Source organism: Pseudomonas sp. AC247, from assembly GCF_979258015.1.
In genome coordinates this window covers 4709492-4727098 of the sequence record NZ_OZ409829.1, presented here as the reverse complement: position 1 = coordinate 4727098, position 17607 = coordinate 4709492, and the positions used below count along the sequence as shown (strand labels likewise).

Genomic DNA, 17607 nt, shown 5'->3' with positions numbered 1-17607 from the left:
GTTTCCGCGCGGCACCGCTTGGGTTCAGCTTTCAGCCTCACCCTTGGGGTTGCTCGCGATCAGGCTGGCGCCGCACGCGGTTTTCATCCCGTGCAGCGCGACTGCAATGCCGCCGACATCCAGCAGGGCACTGCCCTGCGTGATCGGGAACACCCCTTTGCACAGCGGGCAGACTACCTTGTGGCCAACGCCGGACATGGGTTTGCCGTTCAGGTCTGTCTGGCTGAAAGCTTCAAGGACGGTGCCACCGTGACTGGTGGAGTCGCCGAGCCGAATGATGTCCATGGCAGCAGGCCTCTTAGAGATCGTCCATCCAGTTGGTTTTCGGTTTCTGGTCGGCGAGGAATTCTTCCAGCGTGTGATCCTGCTCGATGCCCGGCATTTTCGGCGCTGAATGCGCAGTAGGCACGGCTGGTGGTTCCTCAGTGCTCGCAGTCTGCGGCATCAGGTTGACACCGAAATGATCATTGCCCGTTGGCTTCTTGCCGGGCGTCGGCGAGGTCACGGCAATGATCGTCGCCTGCTCCGGGCGCCGCATCGGCATGACCACACTGGTGTCGGCGTTGAGGTAACTGGCCATCGTCGCCAGGGTCAGGCCAACGAACGGCGAAGCCGAGCCGGTATCGCCCATGCGCTGAGTGAGGTCGTAGCTCTCGCGCGAATCGAGCAGATCCAGCGGGCTGTGGGCGGCAGTGAGCGCCGGCAGCAACTCCGCCAGCGGCGTGGTGTTCGCGCCGCCGTCAAAGAACACCCGCGCCGGTTTCTGCACGAGCCCGTCGGTGGCGTCTTTCCAGCCAGCGGCGAGTTTGGCGGTCAGCGCGTCACGCTTGAGGCGTTCGCCATTGTCTGGCCGCAGCAGCGCCACGGTGACCGGCCGATGCAGCTTGGCCAGCACCGGCTGCGCATCCCATTGCTCGAACGCACGCTGGGTCCAGGGTTGCGGAATGAACGTCGATGGCTGGAACTCCACGGCGGGTTTGCTCGCGCCCCAACCGGTGAATTCCGGGTCGATTTTGTTCTCATTGACCTTGGCAAATTGCGCGTAGTAACGCAGCCATTCGACGCGTTCGGGACGCCCGACCACCATGGCGACCATGGCGTCGGTGAGTTCGCCCGGCTTGCGTGGGCCGGGCCCGCCAATCAGCGGCGCCTTTTTCGCCGACAGCGCGAACGACATGCTGAAGCCTTCGACGTTGTAGACCAGCACAGCGGGGAGGTCAGGGTTCTGTTCGAACAGGTTGAAGAGGTTTTCCACCAGACCTTCCGGGGTGTCGCTGCAGACCACGCCATCTTGCAGATTGCGCACGCGATGCCAGTGCAGGCCCGCTTCCGTGCGGTAACTGTTGACCATGCCCGAGAGCATTTCCCGGGTTCTTTGCGGGGCGTAACGCAGGTTCGGTGTGTCGGGATTCCAGCCACGCACGACCGTGAGGGTCGGGATCGGCCACTTCTCGACGAAGTCGCGCAAGCCCAGTTCCAGCGCATCAGCCTTGCGCTTGTCATAGGCGAGGTCTTTGGCGTCGCCATCCACCGGATACTGTTTCGGGTCGGTGGGCAGAATGCTGCCGACGTGGAGGGCTTCGGTCTGTTTTGCGTTCTGTTCCTGCAAGGCTTTCCAGGCCTGGCCCTGACGGAACACGTCGAGGCTCAGGCCAATGGCGAGCACATCCAGCGTGTCCAGACGTGGCGAGGTGGCAGGGGCGCGGTAACGGGCATCAACAGGCATGGTGGCGGCCTCCTTGGCCGAGGTATAGGCAGTCACGGGTGAGGCCGCGCTGGCAAAGCAACGGCTGGCCGTCGATGGATGTGCAGCCGCGTGGACCAGAGGGCTGGTCAGGAGCAGGCCGGTGCAAAACAAACGAGCAATATCAAAGCGCATCAAGGGGCTCCACCAAAACGCACGGGTTCGCCATTTCTGAGTTCGGTCCGGGTCTGGGTCGCCACCAGGCTCGGCATGTTGTCGCTGATGGCGGGTAACGCGCCGGTCTTGCGATACGCCACGGTAGCGTCAATCAACTCGCGGTTCTTACCGTCCTCTTCCTGATAGTGCTGATCCACGGAGTCGTCCGGATCTTCATTCTCTGCCTGAAATTGCGCGTTGGCGCCGCCATCGGTCTTGCCCCAGTCCAGCCGCCAATCCGCCACCCGACACAGATACGCATAGAACGACGCTTCATCCACGCATTCGCCGGCCCCGATCGCCACGTCATAGGCCAGCACTTGGCGGCTGTGTTCAGGGTTGTTGGGGATGGATGAGTGGAAAGACATCGCCAGCGAGTATTCCTCGCCTTGCAGGCGGATACGTGCCTGATAAGGCGTTTCCCCACGCGTGACGAGGACCTTGCCGTTGCCTTGAGTCCGAGCGGCAAACACATGGGCGCAGTCCGAGGCTTCCTTGCCCTCGTTACGGGCCTTTTCGACGCTCTTGATGTCTTGCCCATATTTGAAGGCCTGGGCTTCTTCCATGGTCTCCGCTTCGGCGTAACGTGGGTTGTCCGGCTCCCAGCCGCCATTGGCCACGCCGATCGCGGCATCGACGGGATCGAGTTTGTCCTTGACCTGGTACACCCCGCTTTTGGAGTCTTCCCCGGGGGCGGTAACGACACCATCGTTGGCAAAGTTCACGTCGCCTGGCACCGGCAATGGAGGCGCGGTCAAGATTACGCTGGCGCCCTTGTCGAGGCTGCCATTGGGGATCCGGTCCATGAAGCCCAGGCCGGTGTCTTCCCAGGGCTGCTCGCTGTCCTGACGCAACAGGTAGACGTATGGAGGAACGTGTTTGCCGACGAGTTCTTTCTCGCCGTTACGTTTACGCACGGTAAAGACCCGTTGGTGGAAACGTTGCGGAAGAATCTTGCGCGCTGGCTGGCCGTCGACCTCTTCGCCGATCCCCTGCCAGCCGATGCCCTGGACGTTCTTGAGGCCAACCGTCTGATCCTGAGGGGTGAAATAGAGAAAGGTGCTGCCGCGATTGTCGCGCTCGTTGAAGGTGATCTTTTCTCCGCGGATCGTGGTTTGACACGCGGCCGTGCCCGTCCAGCCAGGCCCGCCAATCGCTCCGTAGCCCTGCTTGTTTTTCAGGGCGACGCCCGACAGCGCCGGCACCGGATTAGGGCTGCCGGCGATGAATTGCAAGATGCCGTTGAGCGTGGCGATGCGCGCTCCGGTCGTCTGTTGCCCACCCCACTTCTGGACCTTGTCCATGTTCGGCTGGAACAGGCTGTAGGGCGAGTTGAACATGACCACGCCGTCTGCCGGTTTGGCATTGTCCTCCTTGAGGAACGCGTGGGCCAACAGTGTCAGCAGCGTGCCCTGACTGTGGCCAACCACGTTGATCGTATCGTTTGGATGACGTTTGTGAATGATCTTGATCAACATCGCCAGGCGCATGGCGGCCAGCACCATGTAACGCCGACCGGCGGCTGAAAACAGCGGGTGAGTCAGCTTGCCGCCGATTTTGTCGAGCGAGATGAAGCCGAGCAGCATGCCGTTGAAACCCTTGCCCCACATGTCCGGCAGGTTGGTGGTGGCGTTGGCGAACTGGCCGCCTTCCTTGGTGCCGGCCTTGTCCAGGCGGTTGCCGTCACGGTCCAGCCACTGACCGTGCGCTTCGGTTTTCTGAATGAAGGCTTCTTCCTCGCGAAATCCCCAATAGAACGGTACCACCACACTGCGTGGCTGGCTGCCGTTGCTGGAGGCGCCGGCCTTGCGGCGGAAGTACACGGCATCGGGGTTATTGGCCTTGCCGCCATCATCGCCGGGCGCGGTGTAGCTGGCCGGCAACAGGTAGCCCGGGTTGTTCGCGCCGTTGGGGAAAGTGCGCGGCATATCGAGGCGTTCGTTCAGCCCCTCGCACAGACCCTGCTCGATACGTGCGTAGCAACCCGCGAGGTCGTTGACGCCGTGCACGAGGATCGTCACACAGGGCTTCGGTGGCGGCGGAATCAGGTGGATGTCGCCACCGCTGGGCATGGTGATCGATTGGCTGGAAGCGATCTTTTTCGGCTGGGTAGGATCAGTCATCGCCCATTTCCTCCTTGAAAATTCCATTGGTCTCGACGCGTGCGGGCACGGTCATGACGGATTGGTCCGCGCCTATTGGCGCTGCGCCTCAAATACGAAGGGATCACCCTGATTCGGGAAGTGCAGCAGGTACTGCGCCACCGGGTTTTTCGCGTTGGGTACCCGGTAATCCACTTGCAGCCCGGTCGGGTTGTTTTCCAACTCTGCCCCCAGGTAGGTGTTTTCCGGATAGCTGAACTGATTGCCGGGCGCCTTGCGAATGGCCGAGCACGAGGAGAAAAGTCGCGGTAACGCGTAGAGATGCTGGCCGTGTACCAGCAACACCTGGGGGTAGCGACTACCGTAGCCACTGCTGACGTAATGCAACTCCAGGCACGTTGAGGCGCCTTGACGCCAGGTCGTTGCGCTAGCCACGTTTTCCGGGTCGATGGGGTCATCGATGGGCCATTGCGGCGAGGCGAAGTTGACCGCCTCGCGCAGCGGCCAACGTTGTTTGCCGACCGTCAGCGCATCTCCGTCCAAGACAATGACGGGGGTGCCTTTGGGCGGGTCGAGCTTCAGTCCGTCGGGCGCGCTCCACTGCGCATCCTCAAAACCTTCAAACGCCGGGCGCATGGCGTTGGCCCAGAGGCAATGCCTTGGCGATTCCGAGCAGGGCATGGCGAGTTCGCTGCCGGGCCCGGCAAACAGGTTGTCGCCCAACGATTGATAGAACGCACGGTAATCGGTGAACTGTACCGGGGCGGCCTGCACCAGAAGGGGCAGGCTCGCAACGAGAAACAGGCTCAGACAACGGGTGACTTTGCTCATCGATGCCCCTTGGCGCCGGATGCCTTGATGTACTCCGGATTGGTGGTCCAGAAGATCGTTTTGCCGATGGCAGCAGTGGACAGGTATTTGTAGGTATAACGACCCCGCTCACGGGTATTTACCATCGTGTTGGTCTTTTTGTTGAACTGGGTCCAATAGGTGATTTTCTCCGGCTTCGTGACTTGCGCAACACCAAAGATGTTGTGCGAGGGGGAGCCGTAGTGGAACCCGGAAGAGTGGCGGGGGTTGGTCGACTGTTTGATATCGACACCGTCCCACCAATACGCGCCGTTGGAGGGATCATTGCCGCGCTGGGCGAGCGCATCCCGTGCACTCTCTACGGCCGAGCGCATGTTCGGGTCGGCATTGATGGCCGCTTCCGAAGCCGCCATGAGTTGGTTGTAGCGGACATTGTTGCCCTTCGTGGCAACGACGTAGCCGCTGCCGGCCTCCCTGAGCAGGCTGTCGACATCGGCAAGCTCCCAGGCGCGCATGCGGTTGGTCACCGTAAAGCAAATGCCGCGCACTTCCTGCGGGTTGTTGTCCGTCGAGGCTTCGCCGTATCCGATGGCCGCGAGCTTGCGCACCTGTGGCGTGATGAGATCAGGCATTTTGGTTGTCCTTCACCGGCCACGATTCCAGTTCCAGTTGCAGGTCGGCAGGAAATTCCGGCGTGCGCTCACCGGAACCCTCGGCCACGACTTCCCCGGCGGACATCACCTTGAAGTGGTGCGGCGCGGGGCCTCCCTGGTCGTCCTTGAATTCAAAGAACTGCACAATTTCCTCCGCCTCGTCAGCGGCACCAGCACCGGCCGCACTGGCGGCTGCCCCTGCGCCTCCTCCCGCCGCGCCTGCCGCTGCCGGGGCGGGCGGCTTGAGCATGGCGACGTTGGCAATGCTCATCACGTCTTTCTGCAACAACTGCGTGGCGCCCTGTGCGTCGGTCACGCCTTCGACCACTTCGCCATTGGACAGGGTGATTTTGTACGGCATGTTGGGCATCGCCGACGTCCCGTCAATTTGCTTGAGCATGAAACGTCGCTGGGTATCGCCGACTTTGAATTTCGGCAGCTCGGCCTCCAGGCTGGTCGCACCGAGCAGGCTGTGTTTGGCCGCTTTGACGATCAGGTTGCCGGGCATGCCCAGTTCGATATTGCCGCCCTTGAGGGTGATGTAGGCCCCGCCGCACATCAGGGTGATGTGCTCTTTGGCCGACACCAGCACGTGCTGGTTGCTGGCGCTGACTTCCACACTCTGATCCGCCTCCAGGCGGATATTGTTTTTCTGCGCCTGCAACAGCATCGCGCCCTGATGGGTGATCTGGCGCATTTCGCCGCTGTGGGCAAACATCCCCAGGTCGGTCCCGGCATTGAGCACAAACTTCTGCCCCGAGGTCTGTTGCTGATTTTGCTGGGCAACGGTGTCGATATGCTCGCCCGCCGCCACCGTGATGCTCTTGGGGGATGCCGCCGCGATGCCGGCTTCACCGCTCATGGCGATCGCCGGATTGCCACCGTTGGTCTTGCCCGACTCGTCGTTCGCGCCGTTGCCCAGGTCGCGAACGGCATCGCTGAGGGTTTGCTGCGGTGCCTTGTCATGGCCGACACCCTGGTTGTCCTGGGCGTAGTCCCCCAAGTCCTTGGCCAGTTTCAACGCCGCTTCCAGTACCTGGATGACCGAGCCGCGATTGAGGTGACCGCCGCTGGCGTTCATTTGCTCCTCGGTACTGAGCAACAACCCCTTGGCTGCCCGCAGCGCACCGTGCTCATCGGTGCGCAACTCGAAACCCTCGCCGCGCGGCTCACCGCCGCTCGGCCGCGGATGCGTCAGGTAACCCAGATGCAATGCGGTGCTGCCGTGATCACTCATCAAGGCGGCACTGATCTGCTTGGTGGTGTCGTCAATGCGCAGTTCGTTGGCCCGAGTGCCCTTGTATTCCTTGCTTTTGATGGTGCTGAGAATCTTGTGATTGGGCAATTGATAGGGCGGCATGTTCGTCGCCCGGTACGTGCGACCGGTGATGATCGGCTGATCGCAGTCGCCGTCGAGGTAATCGACGATGACCTCCTGGCCAATGCGCGGAATCGCCATATGGCCCCAGTCCGCACCTGCCCAGTTCTGCGCCACACGCACCCAGCAGGAACTGAATTCGTTGTTCTTGCCTTCCCTGTCCCAGGGGAACTGGACCTTTACCCGGCCGTATTCATCGGTGTAAATCTCTTCCCCGTCCGGCCCTGTCACCGTCGCAATCTGCGGCCCGTCGATAATCGGTTTGGGCATCGGCGGGGTGCGCCATTCGGTTTCTTCGGCAACGATTTCGGCGACGAAGTCGTAGCTCACGCCGACATCCGCGCCGGCGGATTCTTCCTCTTGGCTGGCGTGCTGGATGCCCTTGTGGGTGATCCTCAGCGATCGCCACCAACGGTTGAAATCTTCCCGGGGATGGCCGCTGAGCTGAAAAGAGAACCCCGGGATCAGGCGCGGATCGTCGCCTTCGACAACGGCAATGCGCGCATCGCCACGGTGCCCGAGCAAGCGATTCTGGGTGAACGGTTTGCCGGCCGAGGTGACCTTGTAGCGACCCGGATAATCGTAGCGTTCATAGTTCGGCGTCTGATGTTGCAAGTCATCGCCGGTGAAATTCTGTTGCTGGTCGAAGGTCGGGCGCTTGAAGGTGTAGTCGCGTTGCGTCTGCTCGGCCGTGCGCACGTTCTCGGTGTAACTGAACGCGTAGAGCACGGGCTGCGTGGCGTCCGCCGCCGGTTCAGTGGTGTACAGCACCGGAGCGCCTTGAATGCGCTCCTGCACATAGAGTTTGTCGCCCTGAATCAGCGTGTGGGTGCTTTCGTTGCATTTGAAGAAATAGAACAAGCCTTCTTCACTGGAAAGCCGATCGAACAGGTACAGGTCGGTGTCGCCGACCTGAGTGCAGTATTCGCGCGGCAGATGCTCGCCGTTGATGTGTTGCTGATAGTCGAGGATGCCGTGTTCGCTGAGCACTGACTTGATGATGTCCGGGACGTTTTTCTGCTGAAAAATACGCCAGTTGGAACTCAGGGCGAGGCGGGCGAGATGCGGTTCGACCACGGCGCGATAACGCGTGCGGCGAAAGCCGGTTTTGCCTTGAGTGAAGCTGGACACCAGCCCGTGGACATGGCGCACAGCCGTGCCGCCTTGCCAGATCGTGAGTAATGAGGGCTGATCGAGAACCTTGCCGAAATCGATGTTCGGGTTGTGGCTGGCCAACTCGATGGTGAGTCGGAACGGTTCACACACGGCTTCTTCCAGCGTGAACTCTACGACCTCGAACTTCATCTGCCCTGACAACACGGAAAACGTGAACTTCAAATCCCTTTGACGCATTGGACTGTTCCTTGGTCAGGTGAGAAAGAGGGCCCGCCCATCAACGCTGCAAGACATCCGTCACATCGACCAGCAAGGCTGGTCGATGTGTGAAGCGATCAGCCGTGATTAAACGACTGGAGCACGCCAGTCATCGGAACCCGAAGTACCGGATACTTCGTGGGTCCAGGTGATTTTGCGGTAGGTGAACTGCACTTCTTCCAGGTGGGTGAAGTGCGCGTTGCCCGGGTCCTGGCAGTTGTGCATTTTGTTGTTGATGGCGACGATGATCGCGTCTTCCAGTTTGGTGGTGTAGTAGTGCTCCTGGGTGCCTTGAGCGGAAGTGCGGTACCACTGGATAACGATTTCGCTCATGCGCTCGCCCGAAGTCAGAGCAGCTTGCAGCAGCGGCGAAGCCTTGTCGTAGACCTTTGTGATCACAACTGGCTTGTGCACGCGTTGGCCGGTTGGCTGACCGGATTGCGGGTCACGCGGGATGATCACGTCGTGGGTAAAAGCCTGAACCATGACCTGGTCTTCGTGGCCTTCCTGAAAGGTGTTGCCAACCGAGTCGGCGGTGAACGCGCCGGCGGTGATCAGACCTTGTTTTTCGCCAGTGACCGACATGTACGCTGGTGTTGCCATGGGAATGCTCTCCTTGCTTGAAATGACACGTTAAACAGGCACGATTGCCTGTCCGTGTAAGTTCTGAGATATCAACTTTCATGCCAGTGATTCGATAGTCATTTCGGATCAAGGATTTAAGTGAAGTACCTCATCCATGCAGATTAGTTGGACACGGAAAAACCGCGGAAAGTGCGCAAGAAGTTGCGCAGTACTGCGCAACTTCTTGCGCACTTGGCTGCAGGCCTTTGGCTGTAAGGCCTGTAGCGGTTTTCAGGGGTGTTTTATTATGGGCTGTTGCGCAACTTCTTGCGCATCATGGCTATATGGTGGCTATTAAAATTACAAGGAAGTTGAGGTACTAAAATCCGGAAGTTTTTCCCTTTTAGAGAAGTGATTTTTTTGTAGTGTCCGAGTTATCCCCAGCAAGCGATTTTGCCGAGAGCTGCCAACGGTAAATGCAGCGGCCGGTAAAAATACGCTGCCAGTGTGGATGAGTGATTCGGATCGCCGGACGTTCAGCTCGTCAGTGCGTCGGCATAGAGTCGACCTATGAGCTGGATTGTTAAACCGTATTTCCTTAATCTTGCCCCCCTCGATACGCTGCACCCAACTTTTTACAGGACTGTCGAGCTCACGCCTTCCCCAAGGTTATCCACAGTCCTTTTTTATTCTCGCCGGCAGTCCGGCGATCCGGGTCTGTTTTTCGGCCCGGTCAACAGGAGCAGGTCATGTCTGAAGTCCGTCATTCGCGAGTGATTATTCTCGGTTCCGGCCCTGCCGGTTACAGCGCTGCGGTATACGCGGCCCGTGCCAACCTCAAGCCACTGCTGATCACCGGCATGCAGGCTGGCGGTCAGCTGACCACCACCACCGAAGTCGACAACTGGCCGGGCGACGTCCATGGTCTGACCGGCCCAGTGCTGATGGAGCGCATGCGCGAGCACGCCGAGCGTTTTGAAACCGAGATCGTGTTCGATCACATCAACGCCGTCGACTTCGCTGCCAAGCCGTACACCCTGACCGGCGACAGCGCGACTTACACCTGCGACGCCCTGATCATCGCCACCGGCGCCAGCGCTCGCTATCTGGGCCTGCCGTCGGAAGAAACGTTCATGGGCAAAGGCGTTTCGGCCTGCGCGACCTGCGACGGTTTCTTCTACCGCAACAAGCCAGTCGCTGTGGTTGGCGGCGGCAACACTGCTGTGGAAGAGGCGCTGTACCTGGCCAATATCGCCAGCACCGTGACCCTGATTCACCGTCGCGAAACCTTCCGCGCCGAGAAGATCCTGATCGACAAGCTCAACGCTCGCGTCGCCGAAGGCAAGATCATCCTCAAGTTGAACGCCAACCTCGATGAAGTCCTGGGCGACAACATGGGCGTGACCGGTGCGCGTCTGAAGAACAACGATGGCAGCTTCGACGAAATCACCGTTGACGGCGTGTTCATCGCCATCGGCCACACCCCGAACACTTCGCTGTTCGAAGGCCAGTTGAGCCTCAAAGACGGTTATCTGGTGGTGCAGGGCGGCCGTGACGGCAACGCTACTGCGACCAGCGTCGAAGGCATCTTCGCCGCCGGTGACGTGGCTGACCACGTTTACCGCCAGGCCATCACCTCGGCCGGCGCCGGTTGCATGGCGGCACTCGACACCGAGCGTTACCTGGACGGTCTGCAGAACGCTTCGTTCTAAGATCGCAGGCACAAAAAAACCGGCCAGATTGGCCGGTTTTTTTGTGCCCGGAGTTTCAGCTACGTGATGATCGTTCCCACGCTCTGCGTGGGAATGCCTCATCTGGACGCTCTGCGTCCGATGGGACGCGGAGCGTCCCCGGCTGCATTCCCACGCGGAGCGTGGGATCGATCACGGTGCCGAAGGCTGCGATCTTTTGATCTTGATCAGCGGCGGGTCAGGGGCTGTGCGGTGAACTTCACGCCAGCCAGACCATGTTTGATCAAAGCCCGAATATTGCCGTGATCGCTGCCCTCAGGCGTCGCCACCACCGAGCGATAATGCTCGCCAAACGCCAACAGCGCTTCTTCATCGCTCAGCCCTTCCAGCAGCGCCAGACCCAGGGTCTTGCACGAACCTTCGTTCTGCCCGGCGGCGTTTTCCACGCCACCGTTGTTGAAGGCCTGCGGCTGGTAGTCATAACCGGCGGCGATGAACGCCAGGGTGTCGGCGAAAGCGTGTTCGCCGCTTTTCAGGCTGGCGCGCAGGGTGTTCAGGTCACTCATGGGTTTTTCCTTTGGCGAACGCCGCTTGCTGGTCGGCGCTGGCTTCTTGCTGAAATTGGGCTTTCCACTCGGCGTACGGCATGCCGTAAACCACTTCGCGGGCGTCATCGAGGCTGACCTCGATCTGGCGCTCGTCGGCTTCGGCCTTGTACCACTTCGACAGGCAGTTGCGGCAGAACCCGGCGAGGTTCATCAGGTCGATGTTCTGCACGTCCTTGCGGCTGTCCAGGTGGGCGACCAGCCGGCGGAAGGCGGCGGCTTCGAGTTCGAGGCGTTGTTGCTCGTTCATGGAGGTCTCTTCGAGACAGCTTCAAGCGGCGAGCTTCAAGCTGCAAGTTTGGATTGTGGGTGGCGGTAGCTTAACGCTTGCAGTTCGAAGCTTGAAGCTCAGCGGCTTGCCGCGAGCGTGATCGAGACCGATTCGGCAAATCGCAGCGCATGCGGCTTGTCGACTTCGACTTCGGCGTACAGCACCGAACCGTTGCTCATCACCAGATCGAGCAACTCCTGCGTCAGGCGTTCAAGCAGCGCAAAGCGGTTGCCCTCGACGTGGGCGATGATCGCCTTGGTGATCGTGCGGTAGTTCAGCGCGTGATCAATGTCGTTGTCACGCACCGCTTCCTGGGCCGCATACAGAATGGTCAGGTTGATCAGCACATCCTGCTTGTTGAGGATCTCGTCCTCGTTGATCCCGATAAAGGTGCGCAAGCGCAAATCCTTGACCCGGATGCGCGCCATTCCCGGCTGAAGTTGTGGCATTTACTTGCTCCGTCCAATCAATTGCAGGAACTCCTGGCGGGTGTTGCTCGACTCGCGGAAGGCGCCGAGCATGACCGAGGTGTTCATCGTCGAATTCTGTTTTTCAACGCCGCGCATCATCATGCACATGTGTCTGGCTTCGATGACCACGGCGACGCCAGCAGCGTCGGTGACTTGTTGCACCGCGTCGGCAATTTGCCGGGTGAGGTTTTCCTGAATCTGCAGGCGTCGGGCGAACATGTCGACCAGCCGCGCGATTTTCGATAATCCCAGAACCTTGCCCGTCGGAATATAAGCCACATGGGCCTTGCCGATGAAGGGCAGCAGATGATGTTCGCACAATGAGTACAGTTCAATGTCAGCGACGATGATCATCTCGTCGCTGTCGGAGGCAAACAGTGCGCCATTGACGATCTCGTCGACGCTTTGCTCATAACCGTGACACAGGTATTGCATGGCCTTGGCCGCACGTACCGGGGTGTCGCGCAGTCCTTCACGCTCAGGATCTTCACCGAGGCCAATGAGGATTTCGCGGTAATTTTCGGGCAGGGAAAGTGGCATGCAACATCCTCGCGGGGCAGCGTTATTTGACGTGCCGTCCGCCGTTGACGGTCAGGGTCGTCCCGGTGACATAAGGGTTGTCGAGCAGATAGCGCAGGCTCTGGTAGATCACTTCGCTGCCGGGTTCGATGCCCAGCGCGGATTTCGCCAGGGCCTTGGCGCGGTACGCCGCGTCGTCGTCGGGATTGAACAATAGCAGGGCCGGTGCGATGCCGTTGACCTTGATTGCCGGCGCATAGCGGGCGGCGAAGGACAGCGTCAGGCTGTCGAGCCCGGCTTTGCTGGCGCAATAACCGATGTGTTTGCTGCTGCCTTTGCGGGTGACGTCGTCGCTGATGTGGATGATGTCGGCCGGTGTCGAGCGTTGGAGCAAATCGGCGCAGTGCAGGTTGATCAGGTAGGGCGCGAGCATGTGCAGGTTGACCATGCGGGTGAAGGCTTCGGCCTCGCTGCCCGGCGTTTCGGCCAGCCACTCGGAGGCGTTGTGCACGATGGCACGCAGGCTGTCGGTATGGCTTTTCAGTTCGTCGATGAAGGCGAGAGTCCCGGTTTCGCTGGAGAAGTCCGCGAACAGGCCGATGGCGCCCAGGTCTCGCAGTGTTTGCACGCCGGGGCGCTCAGTGCGGTAGGTGAAAATGACGCGATGGCCGTCTTCCAGCAAACGCTGTGCGCAATGCAGACCGACACGCTGGCCGGCGCCGGTGATGAGGATCGGGGCTGCGGAAGTGGACATGAACGGCTCGCGTCGCGGGTGGAGCAAAAACTATAACAGCGACGCGCCTGAAAAGATCGCAGCCTGCGGCAGCTCCTACACTGGATTGCGTACATTCCTGTAGGAGCTGACGAGTGCAACGAGGCTGCGATCTTTCACCGATTCTGCGTAGAAGGTTCCGCCGGCAACCGTCGCACTGGAACGCTGTTCAACCAATTGGCCAGCAACCGCGTCGACAACGGAATAAAGAAGTAAACCATCAGTGGCGTCAGGCACAGCGTGCTGATAAAAACTCGCGGTAGCAGACTCATATCAGCGAGCAGCGGCCCGAGCACGAAGTTGAACAGCAGCGACACCGGGAAGAACGCCAGCCAGATCGCCACAGCTTGTTTCCAGCGTGGCGGCCGCTGACCGACCGCACCGAACCAGCCTTCGATGCCGCTGACTCGATGTTCCTTCGGGTGCGCAAACAGATCGCTGCCGCGATCCAGCCAGGCCGTGCGCGAAGCCGAATGCTCCCAGGCATGCAGAGTCTGCTCATCGACGAAGCGGAAGATGATTTGAAACTCGTTATCGCCGGGCGGCGGAGCGAGCACGCCAGAGCCGAGATAACCTTGAAAGTCGGTGGCCAGTTGCTCGCCTTCGCGCAGCCAGGCCATCAGATCCTGATAGCGGCCGTCGGCGACGCGACGCGCAACCATCAGCGTGACGGGGGAAGTAGACATTGTGTATCTCCGTATTGCTTATGCGTCGCTCCGGGTAGGGGCTTCGCCAGACGAAGGCCGGGGTGGTGGCCTGCGTTTTTACAAGCAAGGATTATTCCTGAATTTCGCGATTTAACCAGCGACTTTCGTCGCATTTCATCGCTTGAACCTGAAAGAGGCATTGCAGCTAGAATGGGATCCAACTCAATCAAATGGACATTGACCGCAATATGCCCGTCATGACGGACGCAAGCCCTGCCGCGCAGGTATCTGTTGCGCTCGAGCGCGAAGAACTCTTTCCGATACGCGAAGTGTCGCGACTGACCGGCGTCAACCCGGTCACGCTGCGTGCCTGGGAGCGACGTTATGGTTTGATTGAGCCGACACGCACCGAAAGTGGGCATCGGCTCTATTCCATGACCGATATCGAGCGTGTGCGCAGCATTGTCGAGTGGATCGACCGTGGCGTGGCCGTCAGCAAGATCGGCAAGATTCTCGCCAAGACCGAGCCGTTGAAAGTCCTTGCGCACCTGATTCCCGATGATCTGGTGCAGGCCGACTACCTGCAATGGCAGCATCAGGTGCAGCGTGCGGTCAGCTCATTCGATGACCTTGAGCTCGATCGGGTTTACGGCCAGATCTTTTCTTCCTACTCGCTACCCGTGGTGTTCCAGGACATTCTCCTGCCGTTGTGGCGGCAACTGCTGCAGCGCCAAGAGGCGTTCGGGCAAACCAGTGAATGGCTGTTCTTCGACGGCTATCTGCGAGCGCGAGTGTTGCAGCGCATCATCGCGTTACGCAGCGCGCAGCCGCGCAAGATCGTCGTCAGTGCGCTCGCCGGTCAGTGCCGAGAGCTGGAGTTGTTGGTGGCCGCGCTGTTTTTGAGCAGTAGCGAATCGGGTGTGCGAGTGTTGACCACGGGCCAGCCATTCGATGAACTGACGCTGGTTTGCGAAAAGATCAAACCGCAGGCGCTGGTGCTGTTTTCCAATCATGCCCCGACCGCCGAATTGCCGCGACGCTTGAATCGTTTGGCGCTGAGTCTGGATTGTCAGGTGTTGTTGGCCGGCGATGCCGCGGATCTGGCGCAGGACAGCCTGGCCGGGTCTTCGATCGGTTGCCTGGGCAATGAAGGCGCGACCATGCGTCAGCGCTTGTCGCAATTTCTCGCGGGGAAACTCGATACCTGAAACTCAGGTGTGCAGGGCAGGGTGGGTCAGGCGGTGTTGTTGCAGGATGAACTGGCGCAGGCGCTCGGTTTCATCCGCATCGGTCTGGCTCAGTTCGTAGGCGAAGAAACCTTGCTCGGTTTCCCGCTCGAAATGGCCGCGCAGGGCGATGCGTTCATAACCCGACGGGCTGAACCACTGGGCGAAATGTTTTGGCGGTTTGGTCTTGTTGCGCACTTCCACCAGCACGCCCTTGTGTGACACCTCGTGCACCCACAACACGCCCGGCTGACCTTTGGCGTTTTCCAGTGCCACCGGCTCTTCCAGCGTCAGTCGCCATGGCCGCACCATCGGACCATCTTCGTAAATGCTCGGCACACCGAGGCGCAAATGCAGGGCGTGGAACTCGTCTTCCACCAGATGCAGCGGGAACGTCATCTGTTGATTTTCGAAGTTGGCCTGGATGGTCACTTGCTCGTGAGCAGCCAGGCGCGTGAGCAAATCACGGATCTGCGAACCGCCATTGACCAGCAGACTCGACGTCGCATCCCGCACGTTCAGTTGCGGGTTGTGCTGCATGGTCTGGATGAAATCCAGCTCATCCTGAGTGAGGAGGGCGTCGCGCTGCATGGCTAACTCGAAAGATATAGTTACAAAGTCATTGGTGATTGTAGTTAATGACAATTAGTTCGCTGTTTTGTTTGAACCGTTCGTCGCTTTCAGTTCGGCCAGCTCTGCTTGCAGGGCCGCGACCTCGGCTTCGAGCTGTGTGACGCGCTGCTGAGCCTTGACCTGAACCGTCACATCCTTTTGCACACCGACGAAATAGGTCAGCCCGTCGTCAGCGTTTGTTACCGTCGAAAGCGACAGCTCATTCCAGAACGGCGTGCCGTCCTTGCGATAATTACGCAGGATTTCCCGGCACGAACCCTTGCTGCGCAACACCTCGCGAATCGCCGCCAGCGCCTGCTGGTCGCGGTCTCCGGCCTGCAGAAAGCGGCAATCCTGATAAAGAATTTCTTCACTGCTGTAGCCGGTCAGGCGTTCGAAAGCCGGGTTGACGTAAATCAGGATCGTGTCCTGCTCGCCTTCCTGTTCCGCTACGACGATGCCGTCGTTAGACGCGTTGATCACCATTTGCAGCAGGCTGGCATTGATCATCTGTGAGTCCGTTCAGATTGGCCGAAGGCTCGCATTCTAGAAGAACCGTCGGCGCTGTCTACTGGCCATTATCGGTAGATGAGATCCAATCGCAGGCTTGCAGCCTGGGCTGCTACTATCGCCGCTCATTTTTTCAGTTTCAGGATCAGATTGATGAAAGTCGCCATCCTCTCCGGTTCGGTCTACGGCACCGCCGAAGAAGTCGCCCGCCACGCCCAGAACCTGTTGAAAGCCGCTGGCTTTGAGACCTTCTACAACTCGCGCGCCAGCCTGGCCGACATTCAAGCGTTCGGCCCCGAAGCCTTCCTCGCGGTGACCTCGACCACCGGCATGGGCGAGTTGCCGGACAACCTGCAACCGCTGTATTCGGCGATCCGCGATCAACTGCCAGCAGCGTGGCGCGGTTTGCCGGGCGCGGTCATCGCCTTGGGCGACGCCAGCTATGGCGACACCTTCTGCGGCGGTGGCGAGCAGATGCGCGAACTGTTCGGCGAACTGGGCGTGCGTGAGGTGCAGGACATGCTGCGCATCGACGCCAGCGAAAGCGTCACCCCGGAAACCGACGCCGAGCCTTGGCTGGCGCAGTTGATCGAGACCCTCAAGGGCTGATCGGCCGCTCGCGCAGGAGTGCCAGCCACGCCTGCGCGGCATTCGACAGATAGGCGCCCTGACGCCAGATGAACGCAATGTCCCAGCGCAGATAATCCGGCGCACGCAAGGTCAGGCGCACCACGCCTGGCCGCACCAGCCCGCGCGCGACGACGCTGGGCAACAACACCACGCCTTGCCCGGCTGCCACCAATGCCGCGAGAAAATCCGCCTGACCGCTGCGCCCGCCTTCCTTCGGCGTAAAGCCCATTTGCTGGCATGCCTGCAGCAAGCGATCGTTGAGCACGAAGCTGCGCTGATAGAGCAGGAACGGTGTATCGGCCAGTTCGTCCAGGCCGATCTCGCCGCGATCTGCCAACGGATGATCGACGGGCAGCAGCGCATCGAGTTTCTCGTCGCAAAACGGCTGACAGTCGAACTGCGGATCCTTCGGTAACAAACTGCCACCCAACTCCAGTTCCCCGTTGAGCACGGCTTGCTCGATATTGCGGCTGCCGCCCTCGAGCAATTGCACGCTGATGTTCGGGTAGCGCCGGCGATATTCGGCAAACAATCCGGCGAACAACGCGTCACTGCCCAACAGCGGCAGGCCCAGTCGCAACTCGCCACGGGCCAGATGACTGAGGTCGTCCAGCTCGACCAGCAACTCATTGCGCAAACGCAGCATCGCTTCGGCGCGTTGCAGCACCACGCTGCCGGCGGCGGTGAGGCGCAACTGTGAACCGAGGCGTTCCAGCAGCGGTGTGCCGAGGCTCTGCTCCAGTTGCGCGACTTGCTTGCTGACCGCAGATTGACTGATGTGCAGGGTTTTCGCCGCTTGGGTGAAACCGCCCTGATGCATGACTTCGACAAAACTGCGCAGCTGTTTGAATTCCATGAGCCTGATTCCATTTT

19 protein-coding genes are annotated in these 17607 nt (G+C 60.1%); 3 read left to right on the top strand and 16 right to left on the bottom strand.

All coding sequences use genetic code 11. The annotated features are described in order from the left end of the window. Positions 1 to 24: 24 nt before the first annotated feature. From ACZZ0B_RS21545 to ACZZ0B_RS21515, 7 genes are all read right to left on the bottom strand, one after another. On the bottom strand, positions 25 to 285 hold the full coding sequence (locus ACZZ0B_RS21545) for a PAAR domain-containing protein (RefSeq protein WP_008085009.1): 261 nt from the start codon (positions 283 to 285) through the stop codon (positions 25 to 27). A 13-nt stretch (positions 286 to 298) separates the two neighbouring features. Beyond that, positions 299 to 1879, bottom strand: coding sequence for a type VI lipase adapter Tla3 domain-containing protein (locus ACZZ0B_RS21540; protein ID WP_463546195.1), 1581 nt, complete (start codon positions 1877 to 1879; stop codon positions 299 to 301). Next, the gene (locus ACZZ0B_RS21535; protein WP_463546194.1) at positions 1879 to 4023 is read right to left on the bottom strand and encodes a T6SS effector phospholipase Tle3 domain-containing protein; all 2145 of its coding nucleotides are present in this window, start codon (positions 4021 to 4023) and stop codon (positions 1879 to 1881) included. Before ACZZ0B_RS21535 ends, ACZZ0B_RS21540 begins: the two co-directional genes overlap by 1 nt. 72 nt (positions 4024 to 4095) lie before the next feature. Further along, positions 4096 to 4833, bottom strand: coding sequence for a hypothetical protein (locus ACZZ0B_RS21530; protein ID WP_463546193.1), 738 nt, complete (start codon positions 4831 to 4833; stop codon positions 4096 to 4098). Then, positions 4830 to 5444 carry a hypothetical protein gene (locus ACZZ0B_RS21525; protein WP_008085000.1) on the bottom strand — a complete coding sequence of 205 codons (615 nt, stop codon included), beginning with the start codon at positions 5442 to 5444 and terminating at the stop codon, positions 4830 to 4832. Before ACZZ0B_RS21525 ends, ACZZ0B_RS21530 begins: the two co-directional genes overlap by 4 nt. Then, complete coding sequence (locus ACZZ0B_RS21520; protein ID WP_463546192.1) at positions 5437 to 8196, bottom strand: type VI secretion system Vgr family protein; 2760 nt, start codon at positions 8194 to 8196, stop codon at positions 5437 to 5439. Before ACZZ0B_RS21520 ends, ACZZ0B_RS21525 begins: the two co-directional genes overlap by 8 nt. A gap of 108 nt (positions 8197 to 8304) precedes the next feature. Then, positions 8305 to 8820, bottom strand: coding sequence for an Hcp family type VI secretion system effector (locus ACZZ0B_RS21515; protein WP_008084998.1), 516 nt, complete (start codon positions 8818 to 8820; stop codon positions 8305 to 8307). A gap of 710 nt (positions 8821 to 9530) precedes the next feature. Here ACZZ0B_RS21515 and trxB point away from each other — a divergent pair. After that, complete coding sequence (trxB, locus tag ACZZ0B_RS21510; protein WP_463546191.1) at positions 9531 to 10493, top strand: thioredoxin-disulfide reductase; 963 nt, start codon at positions 9531 to 9533, stop codon at positions 10491 to 10493. A 206-nt stretch (positions 10494 to 10699) separates the two neighbouring features. Here the strand turns inward: trxB and ACZZ0B_RS21505 are convergent, their stop codons facing one another. The 6 genes from ACZZ0B_RS21505 to ACZZ0B_RS21480 form a co-directional block, all read right to left on the bottom strand. Beyond that, positions 10700 to 11038: a HopJ type III effector protein gene (locus ACZZ0B_RS21505; RefSeq protein WP_102900671.1), complete on the bottom strand. Its 339-nt coding sequence runs from the start codon at positions 11036 to 11038 to the stop codon at positions 10700 to 10702. After that, on the bottom strand, positions 11031 to 11327 hold the full coding sequence (locus ACZZ0B_RS21500; protein WP_158833161.1) for a DUF1244 domain-containing protein: 297 nt from the start codon (positions 11325 to 11327) through the stop codon (positions 11031 to 11033). The genes ACZZ0B_RS21505 and ACZZ0B_RS21500 overlap by 8 nt, the downstream gene beginning before the upstream one ends. A 98-nt stretch (positions 11328 to 11425) precedes the next feature. After that, on the bottom strand, positions 11426 to 11797 hold the full coding sequence (gene folX / locus ACZZ0B_RS21495) for a dihydroneopterin triphosphate 2'-epimerase (protein ID WP_007914273.1): 372 nt from the start codon (positions 11795 to 11797) through the stop codon (positions 11426 to 11428). Next, positions 11798 to 12358 (bottom strand): GTP cyclohydrolase I FolE, encoded by a 561-nt coding sequence (folE, locus tag ACZZ0B_RS21490; protein ID WP_008084990.1) that lies wholly within the window; start codon positions 12356 to 12358, stop codon positions 11798 to 11800. It abuts the gene before it with no gap. Between the two features lie 22 nt (positions 12359 to 12380). Then, on the bottom strand, positions 12381 to 13091 hold the full coding sequence (gene folM, locus ACZZ0B_RS21485; RefSeq protein ID WP_463546190.1) for a dihydromonapterin reductase: 711 nt from the start codon (positions 13089 to 13091) through the stop codon (positions 12381 to 12383). Between the two features lie 134 nt (positions 13092 to 13225). Beyond that, positions 13226 to 13795, bottom strand: coding sequence for a putative antibiotic biosynthesis monooxygenase (locus ACZZ0B_RS21480; RefSeq protein WP_008084986.1), 570 nt, complete (start codon positions 13793 to 13795; stop codon positions 13226 to 13228). A gap of 209 nt (positions 13796 to 14004) precedes the next feature. Between ACZZ0B_RS21480 and ACZZ0B_RS21475 the strand changes: the two genes are divergently transcribed. Beyond that, the gene (locus ACZZ0B_RS21475; protein ID WP_463546189.1) at positions 14005 to 14964 is read left to right on the top strand and encodes a MerR family transcriptional regulator; all 960 of its coding nucleotides are present in this window, start codon (positions 14005 to 14007) and stop codon (positions 14962 to 14964) included. A 3-nt stretch (positions 14965 to 14967) separates the two neighbouring features. On the opposite strand, the gene ACZZ0B_RS21470 is transcribed toward ACZZ0B_RS21475, so the two are convergent. After that, positions 14968 to 15573, bottom strand: a complete 606-nt coding sequence (locus ACZZ0B_RS21470) for a hypothetical protein (protein WP_008084982.1) — start codon at positions 15571 to 15573, stop codon at positions 14968 to 14970. A 54-nt stretch (positions 15574 to 15627) separates the two neighbouring features. After that, positions 15628 to 16104, bottom strand: a complete 477-nt coding sequence (locus ACZZ0B_RS21465) for a PAS domain-containing protein (RefSeq protein WP_463546188.1) — start codon at positions 16102 to 16104, stop codon at positions 15628 to 15630. Between the two features lie 153 nt (positions 16105 to 16257). Here ACZZ0B_RS21465 and ACZZ0B_RS21460 point away from each other — a divergent pair, with 153 nt between their 5' ends. Continuing rightward, positions 16258 to 16713, top strand: coding sequence for a flavodoxin (locus ACZZ0B_RS21460; RefSeq protein ID WP_463546187.1), 456 nt, complete (start codon positions 16258 to 16260; stop codon positions 16711 to 16713). On the opposite strand, the gene ACZZ0B_RS21455 is transcribed toward ACZZ0B_RS21460, so the two are convergent. After that, positions 16703 to 17590 carry a LysR family transcriptional regulator gene (locus tag ACZZ0B_RS21455; RefSeq protein ID WP_008084976.1) on the bottom strand — a complete coding sequence of 296 codons (888 nt, stop codon included), beginning with the start codon at positions 17588 to 17590 and terminating at the stop codon, positions 16703 to 16705. The genes ACZZ0B_RS21460 and ACZZ0B_RS21455 overlap by 11 nt on opposite strands. Positions 17591 to 17607 lie beyond the last annotated feature (17 nt).